General features: G+C 45.2%; 15 protein-coding genes and 2 other annotated features. Of the genes, 13 read left to right on the top strand and 2 right to left on the bottom strand.

Annotation, left to right across the window (positions count from 1 at the left end):
- Positions 1–21: 21 nt before the first annotated feature.
- The 11 genes from ilvC (at position 22) to queA (ending at position 14,481) form a co-directional block, all read left to right on the top strand.
- Positions 22–1,041 (top strand): ketol-acid reductoisomerase, encoded by a 1,020-nt coding sequence (gene ilvC, locus GPK60_RS14200; RefSeq protein ID WP_022119599.1) that lies wholly within the window; start codon positions 22–24, stop codon positions 1,039–1,041.
- Positions 1,042–1,283: 242 nt separating this feature from the next.
- Complete coding sequence (locus GPK60_RS14195) at positions 1,284–2,159, top strand: YitT family protein (protein ID WP_215660829.1); 876 nt, start codon at positions 1,284–1,286, stop codon at positions 2,157–2,159.
- A 209-nt stretch (positions 2,160–2,368) separates the two neighbouring features.
- Positions 2,369–2,617: a binding site (T-box leader), on the top strand.
- 102 nt (positions 2,618–2,719) lie between these two features.
- On the top strand, positions 2,720–4,384 hold the full coding sequence (locus tag GPK60_RS14190; RefSeq protein ID WP_215660893.1) for a 2-isopropylmalate synthase: 1,665 nt from the start codon (positions 2,720–2,722) through the stop codon (positions 4,382–4,384).
- Positions 4,385–4,569: 185 nt separating this feature from the next.
- Entirely contained in the window at positions 4,570–5,418 is an 849-nt protein-coding gene (locus GPK60_RS14185) for a MerR family transcriptional regulator (protein ID WP_173897232.1), read from the top strand.
- Positions 5,419–5,589: 171 nt separating this feature from the next.
- Entirely contained in the window at positions 5,590–6,645 is a 1,056-nt protein-coding gene (locus GPK60_RS14180) for an aldose epimerase family protein (protein WP_173895578.1), read from the top strand.
- An 81-nt stretch (positions 6,646–6,726) separates the two neighbouring features.
- Positions 6,727–8,160: a SpoIID/LytB domain-containing protein gene (locus GPK60_RS14175; RefSeq protein WP_215660826.1), complete on the top strand. Its 1,434-nt coding sequence runs from the start codon at positions 6,727–6,729 to the stop codon at positions 8,158–8,160.
- Positions 8,094–8,999 (top strand): YihY/virulence factor BrkB family protein, encoded by a 906-nt coding sequence (locus GPK60_RS14170; protein ID WP_346727799.1) that lies wholly within the window; start codon positions 8,094–8,096, stop codon positions 8,997–8,999. Before GPK60_RS14175 ends, GPK60_RS14170 begins: the two co-directional genes overlap by 67 nt.
- 38 nt (positions 9,000–9,037) lie before the next feature.
- Positions 9,038–9,259, top strand: a binding site (T-box leader).
- A gap of 44 nt (positions 9,260–9,303) precedes the next feature.
- A complete protein-coding gene (gene pheS / locus GPK60_RS14165) occupies positions 9,304–10,341 on the top strand; it encodes a phenylalanine--tRNA ligase subunit alpha (RefSeq protein WP_022119606.1) in 1,038 nt (345 codons plus the stop codon).
- 55 nt (positions 10,342–10,396) lie between these two features.
- Complete coding sequence (gene pheT / locus GPK60_RS14160) at positions 10,397–12,814, top strand: phenylalanine--tRNA ligase subunit beta (protein ID WP_173865592.1); 2,418 nt, start codon at positions 10,397–10,399, stop codon at positions 12,812–12,814.
- Positions 12,815–12,829: 15 nt separating this feature from the next.
- Positions 12,830–13,444, top strand: a complete 615-nt coding sequence (locus GPK60_RS14155) for a histidine phosphatase family protein (RefSeq protein ID WP_215660822.1) — start codon at positions 12,830–12,832, stop codon at positions 13,442–13,444.
- A gap of 11 nt (positions 13,445–13,455) precedes the next feature.
- Positions 13,456–14,481, top strand: coding sequence for a tRNA preQ1(34) S-adenosylmethionine ribosyltransferase-isomerase QueA (gene queA / locus GPK60_RS14150; RefSeq protein ID WP_215660819.1), 1,026 nt, complete (start codon positions 13,456–13,458; stop codon positions 14,479–14,481).
- Between the two features lie 40 nt (positions 14,482–14,521).
- Here the strand turns inward: queA and GPK60_RS14145 are convergent, their stop codons facing one another.
- On the bottom strand, positions 14,522–15,340 hold the full coding sequence (locus GPK60_RS14145; RefSeq protein WP_215660816.1) for a polysaccharide deacetylase family protein: 819 nt from the start codon (positions 15,338–15,340) through the stop codon (positions 14,522–14,524).
- Between the two features lie 83 nt (positions 15,341–15,423).
- Positions 15,424–16,017 carry a DUF3783 domain-containing protein gene (locus GPK60_RS14140; protein ID WP_215660815.1) on the bottom strand — a complete coding sequence of 198 codons (594 nt, stop codon included), beginning with the start codon at positions 16,015–16,017 and terminating at the stop codon, positions 15,424–15,426.
- 94 nt (positions 16,018–16,111) lie between these two features.
- Here GPK60_RS14140 and GPK60_RS14135 point away from each other — a divergent pair, with 94 nt between their 5' ends.
- Positions 16,112–16,771: a YkgJ family cysteine cluster protein gene (locus tag GPK60_RS14135; protein ID WP_022119612.1), complete on the top strand. Its 660-nt coding sequence runs from the start codon at positions 16,112–16,114 to the stop codon at positions 16,769–16,771.
- Entirely contained in the window at positions 16,768–17,739 is a 972-nt protein-coding gene (locus GPK60_RS14130) for a tRNA-dihydrouridine synthase family protein (RefSeq protein ID WP_215660814.1), read from the top strand. Before GPK60_RS14135 ends, GPK60_RS14130 begins: the two co-directional genes overlap by 4 nt.
- Positions 17,740–17,745: the final 6 nt, after the last annotated feature.

The following is a 17,745-nucleotide window of genomic DNA, read 5'->3' as shown; positions in this document are numbered from 1 at the left end:
TACATAATGGAGGAACATAAAATGGAACCAAGAATTTTTTATCAGGAAGATTGTAACCTTTCCGCACTGGAAGGACACAAGATTGCAATTATTGGTTACGGCAGTCAGGGACATGCACATGCACTGAATCTGAAAGATTCCGGATGTGATGTTATTGTTGGTCTGTATGAAGGCAGCAAATCCTGGGCAAAAGCAGAAGCTCAGGGATTAAAAGTATATACAGCAGCAGAAGCTGCAAAACAGGCAGACATCATTATGATTCTGATCAACGATGAGCTGCAGGCAGATATGTACAAAAAAGACATCGAGCCAAACCTGAATGAAGGCGATATGCTGATGTTCGCCCATGGTTTCAACATTCATTTCGGATGCATCAAACCACCGGCATATGTTGATGTAACTATGATCGCTCCAAAAGCTCCTGGACATACTGTAAGAAGCGAGTACCAGGCAGGAAAAGGAACACCATGTCTGATTGCTGTAGAGCAGGATTACACCGGAAAAGCATGGGACAAAGCACTGGCTTATGGTCTTGGAATCGGTGGAGCAAGAGCAGGTCTGCTGGAGACAACTTACCGTACAGAAACAGAGACAGACCTCTTTGGTGAGCAGGCAGTTCTCTGCGGTGGTGTATGTGCACTGATGCAGGCAGGATTCGAGACACTGTGTGAAGCTGGATATGATCCGAGAAATGCATACTTCGAATGTATCCATGAGATGAAACTGATCGTAGACCTGATCTACCAGAGTGGTTTTGCAGGAATGAGATATTCTATCTCCAACACAGCTGAGTATGGCGATTATATCACAGGTCCTAAGATCGTAACAGAAGACACAAAGAAAGCTATGAAACAGGTTCTGAAAGACATCCAGGATGGTACTTTCGCAAAAGAATTCCTTCTGGATATGTCACAGGCAGGACGTCAGGTACACTTCAAAGCGATGAGAAAACTGGCTTCCGAGCATCCTTCAGAAAAAGTCGGTGCAGAGATCAGAAAACTGTACAGCTGGAATGGCGAAGACAAACTGATCAACAACTAATCGTTTATCGTGAGAAATGATTTAAGGTTTCAATTTATATTTGGCAAGATAAAAGCAGATTCCGTTCTGGAGTCTGCTTTTTCCCGTTTTCAGGTGATGTCCATGTTTTGTGTGTCCCACATTTTTTTCGGCGTCATCCTGATATTGCGTTACTGCTATGATGCGGCGGCTTGCACTGCATTGCCGGAAAGGGTAGAATAAGAACAGATTATCCGGAAAAACTAAGGAAAAGGAGAAGGCGCATGAATAAGAAATTGGGGTATCAGATTTTGGAATTGTGCGGTATTTTGCTTGGAAATGCGATCCTGGCATTTGGAATTGCAGCTTTTGTATTGCCGCACGGCATGATCACCGGAGGAGCGACTGGTCTTGGACTTGTTACGAGCAGAGTATTCGGGGTGGATCTCTCGGTGTCAGTAGCTGTTTATAACATTATTTTGTTTGCGGTCGGGGCGTTTGTACTCGGCAAAAAATTTGCACTGACGACCATCGTGAGTACTATTGTGTATCCAATGTTCCTTTCTTTTTTTACACAACAGCAGTGGATCGCAACGATGACAAATGACATTTTGCTTTCAGCTATCTATGCCGGCATTATGGTCGGTCTTGGTGTCGGTATCGTCATCCGGTTCGGAGCATCGACCGGAGGGCTGGATATCCCGCCGCTGATCCTGAATAAAAAATTGGGGATTCCGGTGGCGGTTTCTATGTATTTTTTCGATTTCACAGTGCTTCTGTTACAGGTTGTTATATCGACAAAAGAACAGGTTCTGTATGGAATCCTGATCGTAATCTTAAGTTCCATTGTACTCGGATATGTCTCTTTGGCAGGACAGAAAAAAGTACAGGTTATGATCATATCCAGGCATTATCAGGAAATTCGCGATATGCTTCTTCAGAAACTGGATCTTGGTGCCACAATGTATCATATTGAAACCGGCTACCTGCAAAAAGATGAGATGGCAGTCTGTTGTGTGATCTCATCCAGAAAGCTGCATACTGTGACCGATATGGTGCAGGAAGTCGATAAAAAAGCATTTCTTTCCGTAACGCAGATCAATGAAGTGCGTGGAAGAGGCTTTACACTGGATCGAAAATATATATCAGATGGGAGATGACTCCCGCCTCTGCAGGCGGCGAGCAACAAGCTTGTATCAGTGGCGGGATTCAATCTCCCATCTGATATAGCCTCCGACGGATTACAGAGGTGCATGTCATGCGATGCATAACGTGCACCTCGCAGCAAGAATGCCAGAGGCATTCTTGAAAGGAAAGGGAAAAAACCTTGACAAGTCTGGTCGAAAATGGTAATATTTATTCATTGATAGGAAAAGCGTTGATGAGGAATAGTACATTTTGACCAGAATACAGAAAGCTGTCGGGTGATGCGAGACAGTGGAAGGAAAGAATGGAACTGACCTTGGAGCAGCTGCCTGAAATCAAAGGAGAGTAGGAGCAGACGGAAGTCCACCGTTACAGGGACAGGATATAAGATGCAAATCCGTATCCGGTGAGAGTATGAATGAATTCATAAAATAGAGTGGTACCGCGGAAGACTTGACCTTTCGTCTCTATGATAGCAGATATGTTATAGTGAGACGTAAGGTTTTTTTATGTTCTTCAAACGATGCCTGCCGGATAAATCAAAGACAAAAAGAAAAGGAGATCTGTTAAAATGATGAAAAATGTAAATAAATATCAGAGACAGTATTTTATGCCGCCAGTAGAATGCAATGACTGGGTGAAAAAGACTTATGTAGATAAGGCACCAATCTGGTGCAGCGTCGATCTGCGTGATGGAAACCAGGCACTGATCGTACCGATGAGTCTGGAACAGAAGGTAGAATTCTTTAAACTGCTTGTAAAGATTGGTTTTAAAGAAATCGAAGTCGGTTTCCCGGCCGCTTCCGAGACAGAGTATAATTTCCTGAGAACACTGATCGATCAGAACCTGATTCCGGATGATGTGACCATTCAGGTACTGACACAGGCAAGAGAGCATATTATCCGCAAGACTTTTGAAGCAGTGAAAGGTGCTCCGAGAGCGATTGTACATGTATACAATTCTACCTCTGTGGCACAGAGAGAACAGGTATTTAAAAAATCCAAAGAAGAGATCCTGAAGATTGCCGTAGACGGTGCAAAACTTCTGAAAAAGCTGGCTGATGAGACAGAAGGAAATTTTGCATTTGAGTACAGTCCGGAGAGCTTTACCGGAACAGAACCGGAATATGCACTGGAAGTATGCAACGCAGTTCTGGATGTATGGCAGCCGACCGCAGATAACAAATGCATCATCAACCTGCCAAGTACCGTACAGAATGCAATGCCGCACGTTTACGCAAGCCAGATTGAATATATGAGCAAAAACATGAAATATCGTGAGAATGTGCTGATCTCTCTGCATCCGCATAATGACCGTGGATGTGGTATCAGTGATGCAGAAATGGGACTTCTGGCAGGTGCTGATCGTATTGAAGGCACTCTGTTCGGAAATGGCGAGCGTACCGGAAATGTGGATATTGTGACGCTGGCACTGAATATGTATTCTCAGGGTGTGGATCCGCAGCTTGACTTCAGTGATATGCCGGCAATTTCTGCAGCATATGAAGAATATACAGGCATGCATATTGATATGAGAAGTCCGTACGGCGGAAGCCTTGTATTTGCAGCATTCTCTGGTTCCCATCAGGATGCAATCGCAAAAGGTATGCATTACCGTGAGGAGCATGACTGCCCGACCTGGACCGTTCCGTATCTGCCGATCGATCCGACCGATATCGGAAGAAGATATGAGGCAGACGTGATCCGTATCAACAGCCAGTCCGGAAAAGGCGGCGTAGGCTATATTCTGGAGCAGAACTTTGGACTGAACCTTCCGGCAAAAATGCGTGAGGCAATGGGATATGCTGCAAAAGACAGCTCAGACCATCAGCACAAAGAACTGCAGCCTCAGGAAATTTTCAATCTGTTTAAAGAAAAATTTGAAGATATCACAACGCCGTTCAATATCAGCGAAGTACACTTCAAACAGCATAATGGCATTATTGCAGAGGTGACCGTAGAATGTGAAGGCAAGAGCGTGGTTGCGATCGCAGCCGGAAATGGCCGTCTGAATGCAGTAAGCAACGCACTGAAGAATCAGTTCCGTCTGGAATATGATCTGACAACTTATCAGGAGCATGCACTGGAACAGAGTTCCAGCTCCAAAGCGATCGCCTATGTTGGTATCCGCAGCAAAGACGGAGAACATTACTGGGGTGCCGGCGTGGATCAGGATATCATCCGTGCTTCCATCAATGCACTGCTGACTGCAATCAACAACATGGTAAATGCGAAATGAGATTTGTCACAGAGCATTTCTGTGACAAAGATATGGCAAGGCCTGTAATCTATATGGATTGCAGGTCTTGTTTGTGATTTGACTGGAATTTTCTATAAAATGCTTGACATTCAAGCAGCTTTATACCTTACAATCCCACTATAAAGTACTTGCCTGATGCAAAGTACAAAGAGAGGAGAGGTTTTATGAGCAATATCAAAGAAGCAGAAGAACAGACCGGTATCAGTCGTGCAAATATCCGGTACTACGAAAAGATGGGCCTGCTGCAGCCAAAACGAAATGAGAAGAATGGATATCGTGAATATACGCCGGAAGATATAAAGCGGATTCTTCAGATTAAGATTTTACGGAAACTGGATGTTCCGATTGAGGAGATTAAAGATACCTTTGATCGTCCTGAAATGCTTGGTAAGGTGATCCAAAAGCAGAAGGAAAGATTGGAAAAGCAGAGAGCGGAGCTGACGGATGCAATTGATTTCTGCGAAGAGATTAAAGAGGAAAATCTCGGAGAGTTTGATCCACAGTACTATTTGAAGAAAATGGACGAAAAGGAAAAGAAAGGTGCCATTTTTGCAGATTTTCTGAATGATTTCAAAAAAGTATCGAAAGCTGAAACAGAGGCACGCTTCTCTTTCAGGCCGGATACCATGTGCATGAATCCGGAAGAATTTGAGGAAGCATTATTACAGTATGCCTCTGAAAAAGGAATGAAGATTGTGATAACAAAAAAAGGAATGTATCCGGAATTTACGTTGGATGGAATTCCCTATACTGCTTACCGGAACTTTTCACGTTTTGGTGCGATGATAGAATGTGAGACAACAAATGCAAAAACAGCAGAACATGAAATGTCACCGAAGCGTTATCACATGTTTAAATGGCTGCATCGGATGGAACTGCCGACGTTTCTTCTGATCTTGATACTGGTATTATTTGTACGCAGCGTTGAGGGATTCGTTTTGGCAATGATTTTTTATGCTATCTGTGGAATTGTGGCATATTCCAGATATTTTGATTATACGAGAAATTCCTGAGAACAATCCGTAGGCATCATAGTTGGGGACTTTTGACACCCACATCATAATTATAAAATTGACAAAAAATATAACTCCCTATTATAATAGAGACATCTATCGTGCATTGCAATTTAAAACGGGTAATGTTATACTGAAAACGATAAATTTTCACAGGAGGATTTTGGAGCAATGGGTATTAAAGTAAGCGAATTTGGAAAAACTTCAAAAGGTAAGATTGCACATATCTATACACTGGTAAATGGAAAAGGTATGGCACTGGAAGTGACCGATTATGGTGCAACCATGGTGTCAATCCTTGCTCCGGATGCAAAGGGCAGAAGCAAAGATGTACTGCTTGGATATGATGATGTGCAGGATTATGAGCAGGGAACCTGCTATTTTGGTGCAATCATCGGAAGAAACGGAAACCGGACAAAAGATGCACAGGTCGTGATTGACGGACATGTGTATCAGATGGAGAAAAACGAAGGCGAAAACAATCTTCACAGCGGAAGTGAAGGTTACAGCAATATCATCTGGGATGCGTCCGTAGACGAGGATGGCAACAGTGTAAGTTTCCATCATGTCGGTGCAGACGGTGAACAGGGACTGCCGGGTACGTTTGATATCACCGTTACTTATACACTGACCATGGAAAACGAAGTAAAGATTCACTACGAAGGAACTTCTGATAAAGATACGATTGCCAATATGACTAATCACGGATATTACAATCTGGCAGGACATGCAGCAGGAAAGATCGAAGATCACATTTTATGGCTGGATGCAGATGCATTCACACCGGTAGGACAGGGCATGATCCCAACTGGAGAGATCCTTCCGGTTGAGGGAACACCGATGGATTTTCGTGCTGCAAAGAGCATCGGAGCAGATATTGAGGCAGATTATGAGCAGCTGAAGATTGCCGGCGGATATGACCACAACTATGTACTGAACAACAGCAACGGAACACTCCGTAAGATTGCGGAAGTAACCGAACCGGAAAGCGGAAGACGTATGGAAGTCTTTTCCGATGCAGTTGGCGTTCAGTTCTATGCAGGTAATTTTGTTGAGAGTATTCCAAAGGGAAAAGAAGGTGTCGTTTATCAGAAACGCTCCGGTCTCTGCCTTGAGACACAAGGATTCCCGGATGCAACACATCACGAGACGTTTCCGTCTACCGTACTGCGTGCCGGTGCAAAATACGAAACGACAACCATTTACTATTTTTCAGCAGTAAAATAAAAAATCAGGTATTTTATACAAGGACAGGAATATATTTAAAAAACAGGTAATGGTTCTGAAAAGTAAAAGGAGTGTCCGCAGGTGAAAAGGATTGCAAAAAGACAGTTTTTCTTACTTGGATGTGCATCATTGGCTGCAATGCTCCTGTCCTTGTATGATCGTTATGGGATTGTTTTGACAAGCAGCAGTCGGAGTTTTCTGGCAGAACAGAGTCAGCTTCAGGAACAGGTGCTGAGAGAAAACCAGGAAAAAGGCGGAAACCGCAGCACAGGGCAGAGCGGAAAAGAAAGCAAAACAATGGCGGAAAACAAAGCAGGAGCGGAGACAGAAACTGCAGAAAAGGATGAAAGAATGGCATCAGATGCAAATCCGGACATCCGTGTCCTGCTGTGCAGTGACAATTATGCGAGTGAATACCATGACCGGATCACGATTACGGCAGATGTGCCGTTTCGGGTGAGCGGACAAGGCACAGAACGGCACTGCCAGGCCGGTGAGCAGGTTGAGTTCACGATGCAAAGCAATGAATTTTTGCAGGGCGATCTGGTCTTTACAATGGAAGAAGACGGTGTATTTCAGCTTCCGTATCTGAAACGTGCCGCAGAGTGTCCCTCTTACGAAGGGAGTCTTCATGTGGAGAAAAGAGAGGAAGGTCTGATTCTGATCAATACGCTTCCGCTGGAAACTTATCTGTGCTATGTGGTTCCAAGTGAAATGCCCTCTTCCTATCCGATCGAGGCGTTAAAAGCCCAGGCAGTCTGTGCCAGATGTTATGCCATGCTTCAGATGGAGAACAGTCGCTGCGAGGAATTTGGTGCAGATCTGGATGACAGCGTTTCTTATCAGGTGTATAATAATATTGGAAAGACGGATGCTGCCGTGCAGGCAGTGCAGCAGACTGCTGGGATGGTGATAAAAGAAGACGGGCAGATTGAAAATACGCTGTATTATTCAACGTCCTGCGGACTTCGCATGGAGGAGGAAGCTTCCAACGAAGCCGTTTTCTGTGCAGCGATGTCCGGCAGCAGAGCATCCGATGCGGAGCGTGAAGAATCCTGGTATCGCTGGAATACACTTTTTTCGACAGAGGAACTAAATGCCGCTGCCGAAACGTTTTATCCGGGACAGATCGGGCAGATTTTAAGCTTAAACGTTTTGAAGCGACTTGAAAATGGAAGGGCAGAAGTGCTGCAGGTCACAGGGACACTTGGGACGGTAGCAATCGAAGGAGAGTATGCGATCCGCCAGTTTCTGCGGCCCGGTGATCAGGCTGTGATCTTACAGGATGGAAGCACGGCACCAAGTCTTGGACTTCTTCCGAGTGCGTTCTTTTATATTACCCCACAGTATCAGGGTGGCGTGCTGTCCGGTTTTCTGCTGAATGGAGGGGGATATGGGCACGGGGACGGCATGAGTCAGAATGGTGCAAAACACCTGGCGGAAGAGGGATGGAGCTGTCAGGAAATTTTGAAGTATTACTATGGAGACGGAGTGGAGATCATATGCGATACGTGATACAGCTGGTTTGCTGGCTGCTGAGATTTATGGATAAAAGTTCAGAGGACAGAGTGGATGCCTATTCGGCACAGTCTGCTTTTTTTATCATTATGGGATTTATTCCCTTTGTGATGTTGCTGCTTATTTTGCTTCAGTACACGCCGATGACAAAAGAAGACGTTATGACCTTGTTGAAGGTGATCTTTCCGGAAGGTTTCCATGCGTACCTGGAAACGTTAGTCGGATCTGTGTATACAAAATCCACCGCATTGCTCTCTGGAACGGTGATCACAGCAGTCTGGGCGTGCAGCAAGGCCATGATGTCTGTATCCAAAGGACTGAATAAGATTTATGACACAAAGATCCGGAAAAATTATTTTCTGGCAAGATTCCGGGCAGCTCTTTATATTATTTTGCTGCTGATATCGCTGATTCTGGCGATGGGGCTGTTTGTGTTCGGCAATCTGCTGCATGATTATCTTCTGCATTATCTGCCGTGGCTGCGAGCCGTATCCTGGCTGATCATCAGTGCCCGGACGATTGGAACGATCCTTTTGCTGTGCATGATCTTCTGTGCGATGTATGCGTGGCTTCCGTATAAGAGACAGGATTTCTTTTCTCAGCTTCCGGGAGCAGTGGCCACTTCTTTTGCCTGGTCGGTGTTTTCCTATGGCTTTTCGGTCTATATCGAATATTCCAAAGGGATGTCGGCAATCTATGGAAGTCTGACAACGGTCGTGATGGTCATGCTGTGGCTGTATTTCTGTATGTGGCTGCTGTTTATGGGGGCAGAAATCAACTGCTATCTGGAGCAGCCAGAAAAGTTTTCAAAAGATGCAATCGAAAAAGGGTTGTAATTTTAAAAATTGATGTTATAATGATTTTGATTGAAATGCGAAAGGCTTTGAAAGTGCAAAGTAGTTTCCTGTTTCCCGACAGAGAGGGAGGATCATCGGCTGAAAATCTTCCACGGTACAGACAGAGAGATGAATTTCACACTGGAGCTGCGTTCCTGAAGACAGTAGGGAGCGACGTACTTGTGCGTTAAACAACATTGAGTGTCTGTCAGATGACAGAAATCAGGGTGGTACCACGGAAAGATCGCTTCGTCCCTATTTTGGGATGGAGCTTTTTTATTTTAATTTACAAGGAGAATGAGACATGAAAGACAAACTGCAGGCAATCCGGGAGGAAGCACTGAAACAGATACGCGAGTCAAACAGACTTGATAAACTGAATGAGGTAAGGGTTTCTTTTCTTGGAAAGAAGGGTGAACTGACTGCTGTATTAAAAGGAATGAAAAATGTAGATCCAAAAGAGCGTCCGTTCGTTGGCCAGATGGTTAATGAAACGAGAGAAGCGATTGAGGAGTTTTTAGAAGAGACAAAGAAAAAACTGGAAGAAAAAGCACGCGAAGAAAAGATGAAACAGGAAGTCATTGATGTGACACTTCCGGCAAAGAAGATCAACGTTGGCCATCGTCATCCGAATACAATCGCTCTGGAAGAGGTAGAGCGTATCTTTGTCGGTATGGGATATGAAGTCGTAGAAGGACCGGAGATCGAGTATGATCTGTACAACTTCGAAAAACTGAACATTCCGGCAAACCATCCGGCAAAAGATGAGCAGGATACATTCTATATCAATAAAGATATCGTGCTTCGTACCCAGACTTCTCCGGTACAGGCCCGCATTATGGAACAGGGCAAACTGCCGATCCGTATGATCGCACCGGGACGAGTATTCCGTTCTGACGAAGTGGATGCAACCCATTCCCCGTCCTTCCATCAGATCGAAGGTCTGGTTGTAGATAAAAATATTACATTTGCAGACCTGAAAGGTACTCTGGAAGAGTTCGCAAAACAGTTGTTCGGACCGGAGACAAAGACGAAATTCCGTCCGCATCATTTCCCATTCACAGAGCCGAGTGCGGAAGTTGACGTAAGCTGCTTCAAATGCGGCGGCAGCGGTGAGATTGAAGGTCATTCCTGCCGTTTCTGTAAAGGTTCCGGCTGGATCGAAATCCTTGGCTGCGGTATGGTTCATCCGCATGTATTTGAGATGTGCGGCATTGATCCGGAAGAATATACCGGATTTGCTTTTGGTGTAGGTCTGGAGCGTATTGCACTTCTGAAATATGAAATCGATGATATGCGTGAATTATATAAGAACGATATCCGCTTCCTGAAGCAGTTCTAAAAATGCGGATGCGAAACAGAAAATCAATGGAAAGTACAGGAAAGGAAATATAACCATGAATACATCATTATCTTGGATTAAAGCATATGTTCCAGAGCTGGATGTTACGGCACAGCAGTACACAGATGCCATGACATTATCCGGAACAAAAGTAGAAGGATTTGAGCGACTGGATGCAGATCTGGACAAGATCGTCATCGGTCAGATCGATAAAATTGAAAAACATCCGGATGCAGACAAACTGATCATCTGTCAGGTCGATATCGGCGAGAAGACGATCCAGATTGTAACCGGTGCTCCGAATGTAAAAGAAGGAGACAAGGTTCCGGTTGTTTTAGATGGCGGACGCGTTGCAGGCGGACATGACGGCAAAAAAACACCGGGTGGTATCAAGATCAAAAAAGGAAAACTTCGCGGCATTGAGTCAGATGGTATGATGTGCTCCATTGAAGAACTTGGTTCTACCAGAGATATGTATCCGGAAGCACCGGAATATGGCATTTATATCTTCCCGGAAGATGCAGTGGTAGGTGAAAGTGCCATCAAAGCACTGGGACTGGATGACGTTGTATTTGAATACGAGATCACATCCAACCGTGTAGACTGCTACAGCGTGATCGGTATTGCAAGAGAAGTGGCAGCAACTTTCGGAAAAAAATTTGTGCCTCCTGTTGTAAAAGAGACCGGAAATGATGAAAATGCAAACGATTATGTGACCGTTGAAGTGGCAGACAAGGATCTCTGCCCGAGATACTGTGCACGTGTCGTAAAAAATATCAAGATCGCTCCGTCACCGAAATGGATGCAGAGAAGACTGGCATCAAACGGAATCCGTCCGATCAACAACATTGTCGATATCACAAACTATGTAATGGAAGAATACGGCCAGCCGATGCATGCCTATGATTATGACACCCTTGCAGGTCATAAGATCGTGGTCCGCAGAGCCGAAAACGGCGAAAAATTTACCACACTGGACGGTCAGGAACGTACGATGGATGATTCTGTTCTGATGATCTGTGACGGTGAGAAAGCTGTTGGCATTGCCGGCATCATGGGCGGTGAGAATTCCATGATCACTGACAATGTAAAGACGATGATGTTTGAGGCTGCATGTTTTGATGGCACCAACATCCGCCTTTCTGCAAAGAAAATCGGTCTTAGAACTGATGCTTCCGGCAAGTTCGAAAAAGGTCTGGATCCGAACAATGCACAGGCAGCGATCAATCGTGCATGCCAGCTGATCGAAGAACTGGGTGCCGGTGAAGTAGTCGGTGGCATGGCAGATGTATACTCCAAACGCAAAGAGCCGGTTCGCGTGAAATTTGAGCCGGAACGCATCAATGCACTGCTTGGAACCAATCTGTCCAGCGAACAGATGTTGGATTATCTTGCAAATGTAGAACTTGCCTATGACGAAGAGAGCAATGAAATCATTGCACCGACCTTCCGTCATGACATTTTCCGCACCGCAGATATCGCAGAAGAAGTGGCACGTTTCTATGGATATGATAATATCCCGACGACGCTGCCAAAAGGAGAAGCTACTACAGGTAAACTTCAGTTCCATCACAGAGTAGAAAATGTTGCAAAAGATATCGCAGAATTCTGCGGATTCTCCCAGGGCATGAATTATTCCTTCGAAAGCCCGAAGGTATTCGACAAACTGCTGATCCCTGAAGATTCTGTACTGCGTCAGGCCATCAGGATCTCCAACCCGCTCGGCGATGATTTCAGCATCATGAGAACGACTTCCTTAAATGGTATGCTCTCTTCTCTTGGCTATAACTACAGCCACAGAAACAAAGACGTTCGTCTCTATGAACTGGCAAACATTTATCTGCCGAAAGCACTGCCGCTTACCGAGCTTCCGGATGAGCGTATGCAGTTCACGCTTGGTATGTACGGCAGTGGAGATTTCTTTGTCATGAAAGGTGTTGTAGAAGAGTTCCTGGAAAAAGCAGGCATGCATAAGATTCCGCAGTACGATCCGAACGCAGGACAGCCATCTTTACATCCGGGCAGACAGGCAAACATCCTCTACGACGGAGAAGTGATTGGATTCCTGGGCGAAGTTCATCCACAGGTTCTGGATAATTACGGAATCGGTGAAAAGGCATATGTTGCCGTTCTGGACATGCCGAAGATCGTGGAAAAAGCTTCCTTCGACCGCAAATACGAAGGTATTCCGAAATTCCCGGCTGTGACACGTGACCTCAGTATGGTGGTTCCGAAACATGTACTTGCCGGTGAAATCGAAGAGATGATCGTTCAGCGTGGAGGCAAACATCTGGAAAGCTTCAAACTGTTTGATATTTATGAAGGAACTCAGATCAAAGAAGGCTATAAATCTATGGCTTATTCTGTGGTATTCCGTGCAAAAGACAAGACCATGGAAGAAGCAGAGATCACTACGGTGATGAAGAAGATCCTCAATGGGCTGGAAAGCATGGGTATCGAACTTCGTCAGTAATCTGGAGAATAACACATGAAAATGTATATCATACGTCATGGTCAGACCCCCTGGAATGCACGTAAGTGCCTCCAGGGGCGTTCTGACGTTGATTTAAATGAAAATGGGATCTATCTGGCAGAGTTGACCGGAAAGGCACTTCGTGATGTAACGTTTGACATGGCTTTTACCAGTCCACTGATCCGTGCAAAACACACGGCACAGTGTATCCTTGCCGGAAGAGAGGTCCCGATCATAGAGGATGAGCGTCTGATCGAGATCAGCTTTGGAATCTATGAGGGCTGCTGTTATGCAGAAGAAAACCGGCAGGTGCCGCAGCAGTGGATTGAAAACTTCTTCCATGCCCCGCAGGATTATGTGGCAGCACCGGGCGGGGAAAGTCTGGATGATGTGGAAAAGCGTACTCGGAATTTTATGGAAGATATCTGCAGTCGAAAAGAACTTCAAGATAAGACGATCCTCGTGTCGACGCATGGCTGTGCACTTCGCGGACTGCTCAACAGCATAAGAGAAAGCAACCGGGAAGATTACTGGCATGGCGGCGTATCAAAAAACTGTGCCGTGTCGATTGTAACCTGTAACAGAGGCGAGAAGCCGGTTTTAGTTGAAGAAAATCATATTTATTATTAAGGAGTATATATATGAAAACATCGGATTTTTATTTTGATCTGCCGCAGGAACTGATCGCACAGGATCCACTGGAAGACCGTTCCTCTTCCAGACTGCTGGTACTTGACAGAGAAAGCGGAAAGACGCAGCATCGCGTTTTCCGTGATATCATTGAATATCTGAACCCGGGAGACTGTCTGGTAGTCAACAATACGAAAGTAATCCCGGCAAGACTCTATGGAAGCAAGATCGGAACGGATGCAAAGATTGAAGTACTGCTTCTAAAAAGAAGAGAGAATAATGTCTGGGAAACGCTGGTAAAACCGGGGAAGAAATGTCGTGTCGGTGCAAGAATCAGTTTTGGCGAAGGGCTGCTGATCGGTGAGGTGATCGATGTGGTTGACGAAGGAAACCGTCTGATCCGTTTTGAGTATGAGGGGATTTTTGAGGAAATCCTGGATAAACTGGGACAGATGCCGCTGCCGCCGTACATCCATCACCAGCTCAAGGACAAAAACCGTTATCAGACGGTGTATGCAAAGCACGATGGATCTGCCGCAGCACCGACAGCCGGACTGCATTTTACACCAGAACTGTTGGAAGAAATCAAAAAGAAAGGCGTTCACATTGCACATGTGACTTTACATGTCGGACTTGGAACCTTTCGTCCGGTCAAGGTAGAAGATGTGACAGATCATCACATGCACTCAGAGTTTTACATTGTGGAGCCGGAGCAGGCGGAGCTGATCAACCGTGTGAAAAAAGCAGGCGGGAAGATTGTGGCAGTCGGAACGACAAGCTGCCGTACGCTGGAGTCGGCAACCGATGAAAACGGTATTTTAAAAGCAGGAAGCGGATGGACGGACATCTTTATTTATCCTGGTTATCCGTTTAAAATGATCGACCGTCTGATCACAAACTTCCACCTGCCGGAGTCCACACTGATGATGCTGGTTTCTGCACTGGCCGGAAAAGATAAGATCATGGCTGCTTACGAGGAAGCGGTAAAAGAGCGTTATCGTTTCTTCTCCTTTGGGGATGCGATGTTTATTATGTAGTGCTTAAGAATGCCTCGGCATTCTTCTGTGCACCTCTGATCTACAGTTTGTCAGCAAGTTCAGATAACGGAGCGAAATGATACCCCATTTCTTCCCATTTTGTCAGAAGTTCATCGAGAATGGCTGCATTCGTAGAAGAGGTGCTGTGAAGCAAAACTACGGCTCCCGGATGGATGCGGCTTAAAAGTTTGGAAAAAGCCTGCTCTTTTGTTGGCTGCTCATCCTGGATCCAGTCCACGTAGGCGAGACTCCAGAAGAAGGTTTTGTAGCCAAGTTCTTTTGCCATTTCAAGGTTGGAGGTGCTGTATTTTCCCTGAGGTGGGCGGTAGTAGTGAGCCATTTCGCTTCCGGTGATCGACTGAAAAAGTGTTTTCACGTCATTCAACTCTTTTTCAAAAGCTTCCTTTGTGGAGATTTTAGACATATCCGGATGATGATAAGTGTGGTTGCCGACGATGTGACCTTCCGCTACCATGCGTTTGGTAAGTTCCGGACTGGTTTCCAGAAAATTTCCGACGACAAAGAAAGTGCCAACCGCCTGATGGTTTTTCAGGGCATCCAGAATAGCAGGCAGATTGCCGTTTTCATATCCGGCATCAAAGGTGAGGTAAATGACTTTTTCGTCTGTTTCATCTGCGTAGGCTGCCTGATATTTTGCAAGCTCAGAAGGCGTGGCGTTGCCGACAGGCCGCACACCTTCTTCCTGAAAACTGAGTCCCCAGTTGCCTTCTGAAGAAGATGAGGCAGGAAGTACCGTGGTCGGCTGTGAAAACAGATAATGGATCCCGAATCCGGAAAAGTAGGCGGCTGTCAGAAGCAAGAGTGTGACAGCTGCTTTTTTGAACGGAAAAACAGACATAAAAAACCCCCTGGTATGAAATTGGTTATTTATATGAAAAAACAACCAGAGATATACCAGGGGATTCATTTTAACGGCTGTATTTACAGCGGCAGAATTTTCCCATCTGCGGTTACGAGAACCGTACTGTTTTCATCGATATGATCTGCATAGAGCTGATCATCTTCTGCCATCAGGCAGAATTCTTCGGATTCCTGCTCATAACGCAGGTAAACATGATCCATTGCAATCACCCCATCCGGTCGTCCTTCACATCCAAAATCCGACTCTTCGATACGTGTGACGATTGCTCTTCTTGCATGCATCCGTGCATGTTCTTTTGCAATCTCCTGATAGAGTGCGAAAAATGTCCAGTCTGCGTTGGTATCGGTCACGATCGCCTTCAGGTCGATGGAAGGAATGCCGGCTTTTTTCAAATAAGAAAACAGCACATCCATCCGCACACCAGAAAAATGATCCATCACCATCACAGATTGTGGAATTTTTGAAAAAGGGACATCGGAAGTGCTTTTTTCGAAGCCTGTACGGCCGGTGAGATAGCCGATCTTCTGAGCAGTAGATGCGGCATCCAGAATACGAAACTGGATACCGAGCTGAACGAAGATGGATTTGATCTTCGGCAGGTATTTGGGCTTCTTCGGGTAATATAATAAAACGGTTTCCTGTACAGGGTTCATAGATCTACTCCTTGTTTGGTTGATTTTTGTTGAATATTCTTGAAATTTATAGTACTCTTAACAGGAGCAGATGTCAATATGAGGAGGGAGAAAGGTGAAACGTAATATCGATATAAAAGAAATTTCAGACGGAAAGCTGTATGGGCCAAATGATATGGTAAAAGCAGACTGCAGGGGATGTGAGGGATGTTCTGCCTGCTGTCATGGGATGGGCACTTCGATCGTGCTGACACCGCTTGATATTTACCGGCTTGAAAAGGAGCTGAACGCTTCTTTTGGAGAACTGATGACAAAAGGTGTGGAACTGAATCTGGCGGACGGTGTGATCCTGCCGAACCTGGCCATGCGTGGTGAAAAGGAAGCCTGTGCTTTTTTGAATGATTCCGGGCGATGCACGATCCATGGGGCAAGACCGGATATCTGTCGTCTCTTTCCGCTTGGCAGAATCTATGAGGAAAAAGGATTTCGCTATTTTCTGCAAGTCTACGAGTGTGAAAAGAAAGACCGGCTCAAGGTGAAGGTGAAAAAATGGATCGATATTCCAGATCCTGCACGCCATGATAAATTTATTTCTGACTGGCATGCTTATCTGAAAAAGCAGGAGGAGATTCTGGAAAACGATTCGTCGGATGAAAGCAGAAAAGCGGTATCCATGGGAATTTTGAATACGTTTTATGTGCGAAACTATGACAGGACAAGGGATTTCTATGAACAGTTTTACGAAAGATTAGAGGAGACGGAAGCAGTATTATGAGATATTATCTTGCACCGCTTGAGGGGATCACGGGATATATTTTCCGCAATGCACATACCAGGCTTTTTACACCGGCCGATAAATATTTTTCCCCGTTTCTGGTTCCGAAACCAAACAGCGGAAAACAGTTCAGTGCAAAAGAAAAGGCCGATATCCTTCCCGAGCATAATCAGAACATCCATCTTGTCCCACAGATCATGACAAACAAAGCAGCAGATTTTATTGCCATGACAAAGGCTCTGGAAGAATATGGTTATCAGGAAGTCAATTTAAATCTGGGTTGTCCGTCCAGAACGGTTGTCACCAAAGGCAGAGGAGCCGGGTTTCTTTCAGATCCTGAGACACTGCAATTTTTTTTTGATGAAGTTTTTCGGGAAATAAAGATCAAAATTTCAGTGAAAACGAGGATCGGTCTGGAACATGCAGAGGAATTTCAGGATCTGCTTTCGGTATACAATCAGTTCCCGTTTGAAGAACTGATCATACATCCACGTCTACAGTGCATGTATTATAATGGAACGCCGGATATGGAAACGTTTGCATATGCCTGCCAAAACAGCAAAAACAGTCTCTGTTACAATGGAGATCTGTTCCGAAAAGCAGATTTTGAAAGATTCAGGGAGCAGTATCCAAAAGTTCCGGCAGTAATGTTTGGACGCGGAGTGCTTGCCAATCCGGAACTGATCGGTGAAATAAAAGGCAAAAATGCCATGGACAAGATGAGGTTTCGTGTATTCCATGACTGCATTTTTGAAGCATACCGGGAAGCATTTCAGGATGATAAAAATGCCATGTTTAAAATGAAAGAATTCTGGTACTATGCGGCAGATATGTTTACCGCTTCTTCGAAATATGCAAAGAAGATCAAAAAGACGAAGAGTGTCTCGACGTACGAGGAAACGGTGGCACAGCTGTTTGATGAACAGGAGCTGATCGCGGGGGCGGGATTCTCAAAAAAGACAGAGTGAGGGAGC

The sequence above is a fragment of the Ruminococcus sp. MCC718 genome, from assembly GCF_018783905.1.
Classification (GTDB): Bacteria; Bacillota; Clostridia; order Lachnospirales; family Lachnospiraceae; genus Hominisplanchenecus; species Hominisplanchenecus faecis.
Note: the sequence above shows the minus strand (reverse complement) of the source record. Positions and strands in the feature narration are given on the sequence as shown.

Coding starts and splice junctions, on each gene's coding strand:
- ilvC (WP_022119599.1), top strand. CDS start 22: ATGGAACCAAGAATTTTTTATCAGGAAGATTGTAACCTTTCCGCACTG.
- GPK60_RS14195 (WP_215660829.1), top strand. CDS start 1,284: ATGAATAAGAAATTGGGGTATCAGATTTTGGAATTGTGCGGTATTTTG.
- GPK60_RS14190 (WP_215660893.1), top strand. CDS start 2,720: ATGAAAAATGTAAATAAATATCAGAGACAGTATTTTATGCCGCCAGTA.
- GPK60_RS14185 (WP_173897232.1), top strand. CDS start 4,570: ATGAGCAATATCAAAGAAGCAGAAGAACAGACCGGTATCAGTCGTGCA.
- GPK60_RS14180 (WP_173895578.1), top strand. CDS start 5,590: ATGGGTATTAAAGTAAGCGAATTTGGAAAAACTTCAAAAGGTAAGATT.
- GPK60_RS14170 (WP_346727799.1), top strand. CDS start 8,094: ATGGAGCTGTCAGGAAATTTTGAAGTATTACTATGGAGACGGAGTGGA.
- pheS (WP_022119606.1), top strand. CDS start 9,304: ATGAAAGACAAACTGCAGGCAATCCGGGAGGAAGCACTGAAACAGATA.
- pheT (WP_173865592.1), top strand. CDS start 10,397: ATGAATACATCATTATCTTGGATTAAAGCATATGTTCCAGAGCTGGAT.
- GPK60_RS14155 (WP_215660822.1), top strand. CDS start 12,830: ATGAAAATGTATATCATACGTCATGGTCAGACCCCCTGGAATGCACGT.
- queA (WP_215660819.1), top strand. CDS start 13,456: ATGAAAACATCGGATTTTTATTTTGATCTGCCGCAGGAACTGATCGCA.
- GPK60_RS14145 (WP_215660816.1), bottom strand. CDS start 15,340: ATGTCTGTTTTTCCGTTCAAAAAAGCAGCTGTCACACTCTTGCTTCTG.
- GPK60_RS14140 (WP_215660815.1), bottom strand. CDS start 16,017: ATGAACCCTGTACAGGAAACCGTTTTATTATATTACCCGAAGAAGCCC.
- GPK60_RS14130 (WP_215660814.1), top strand. CDS start 16,768: ATGAGATATTATCTTGCACCGCTTGAGGGGATCACGGGATATATTTTC.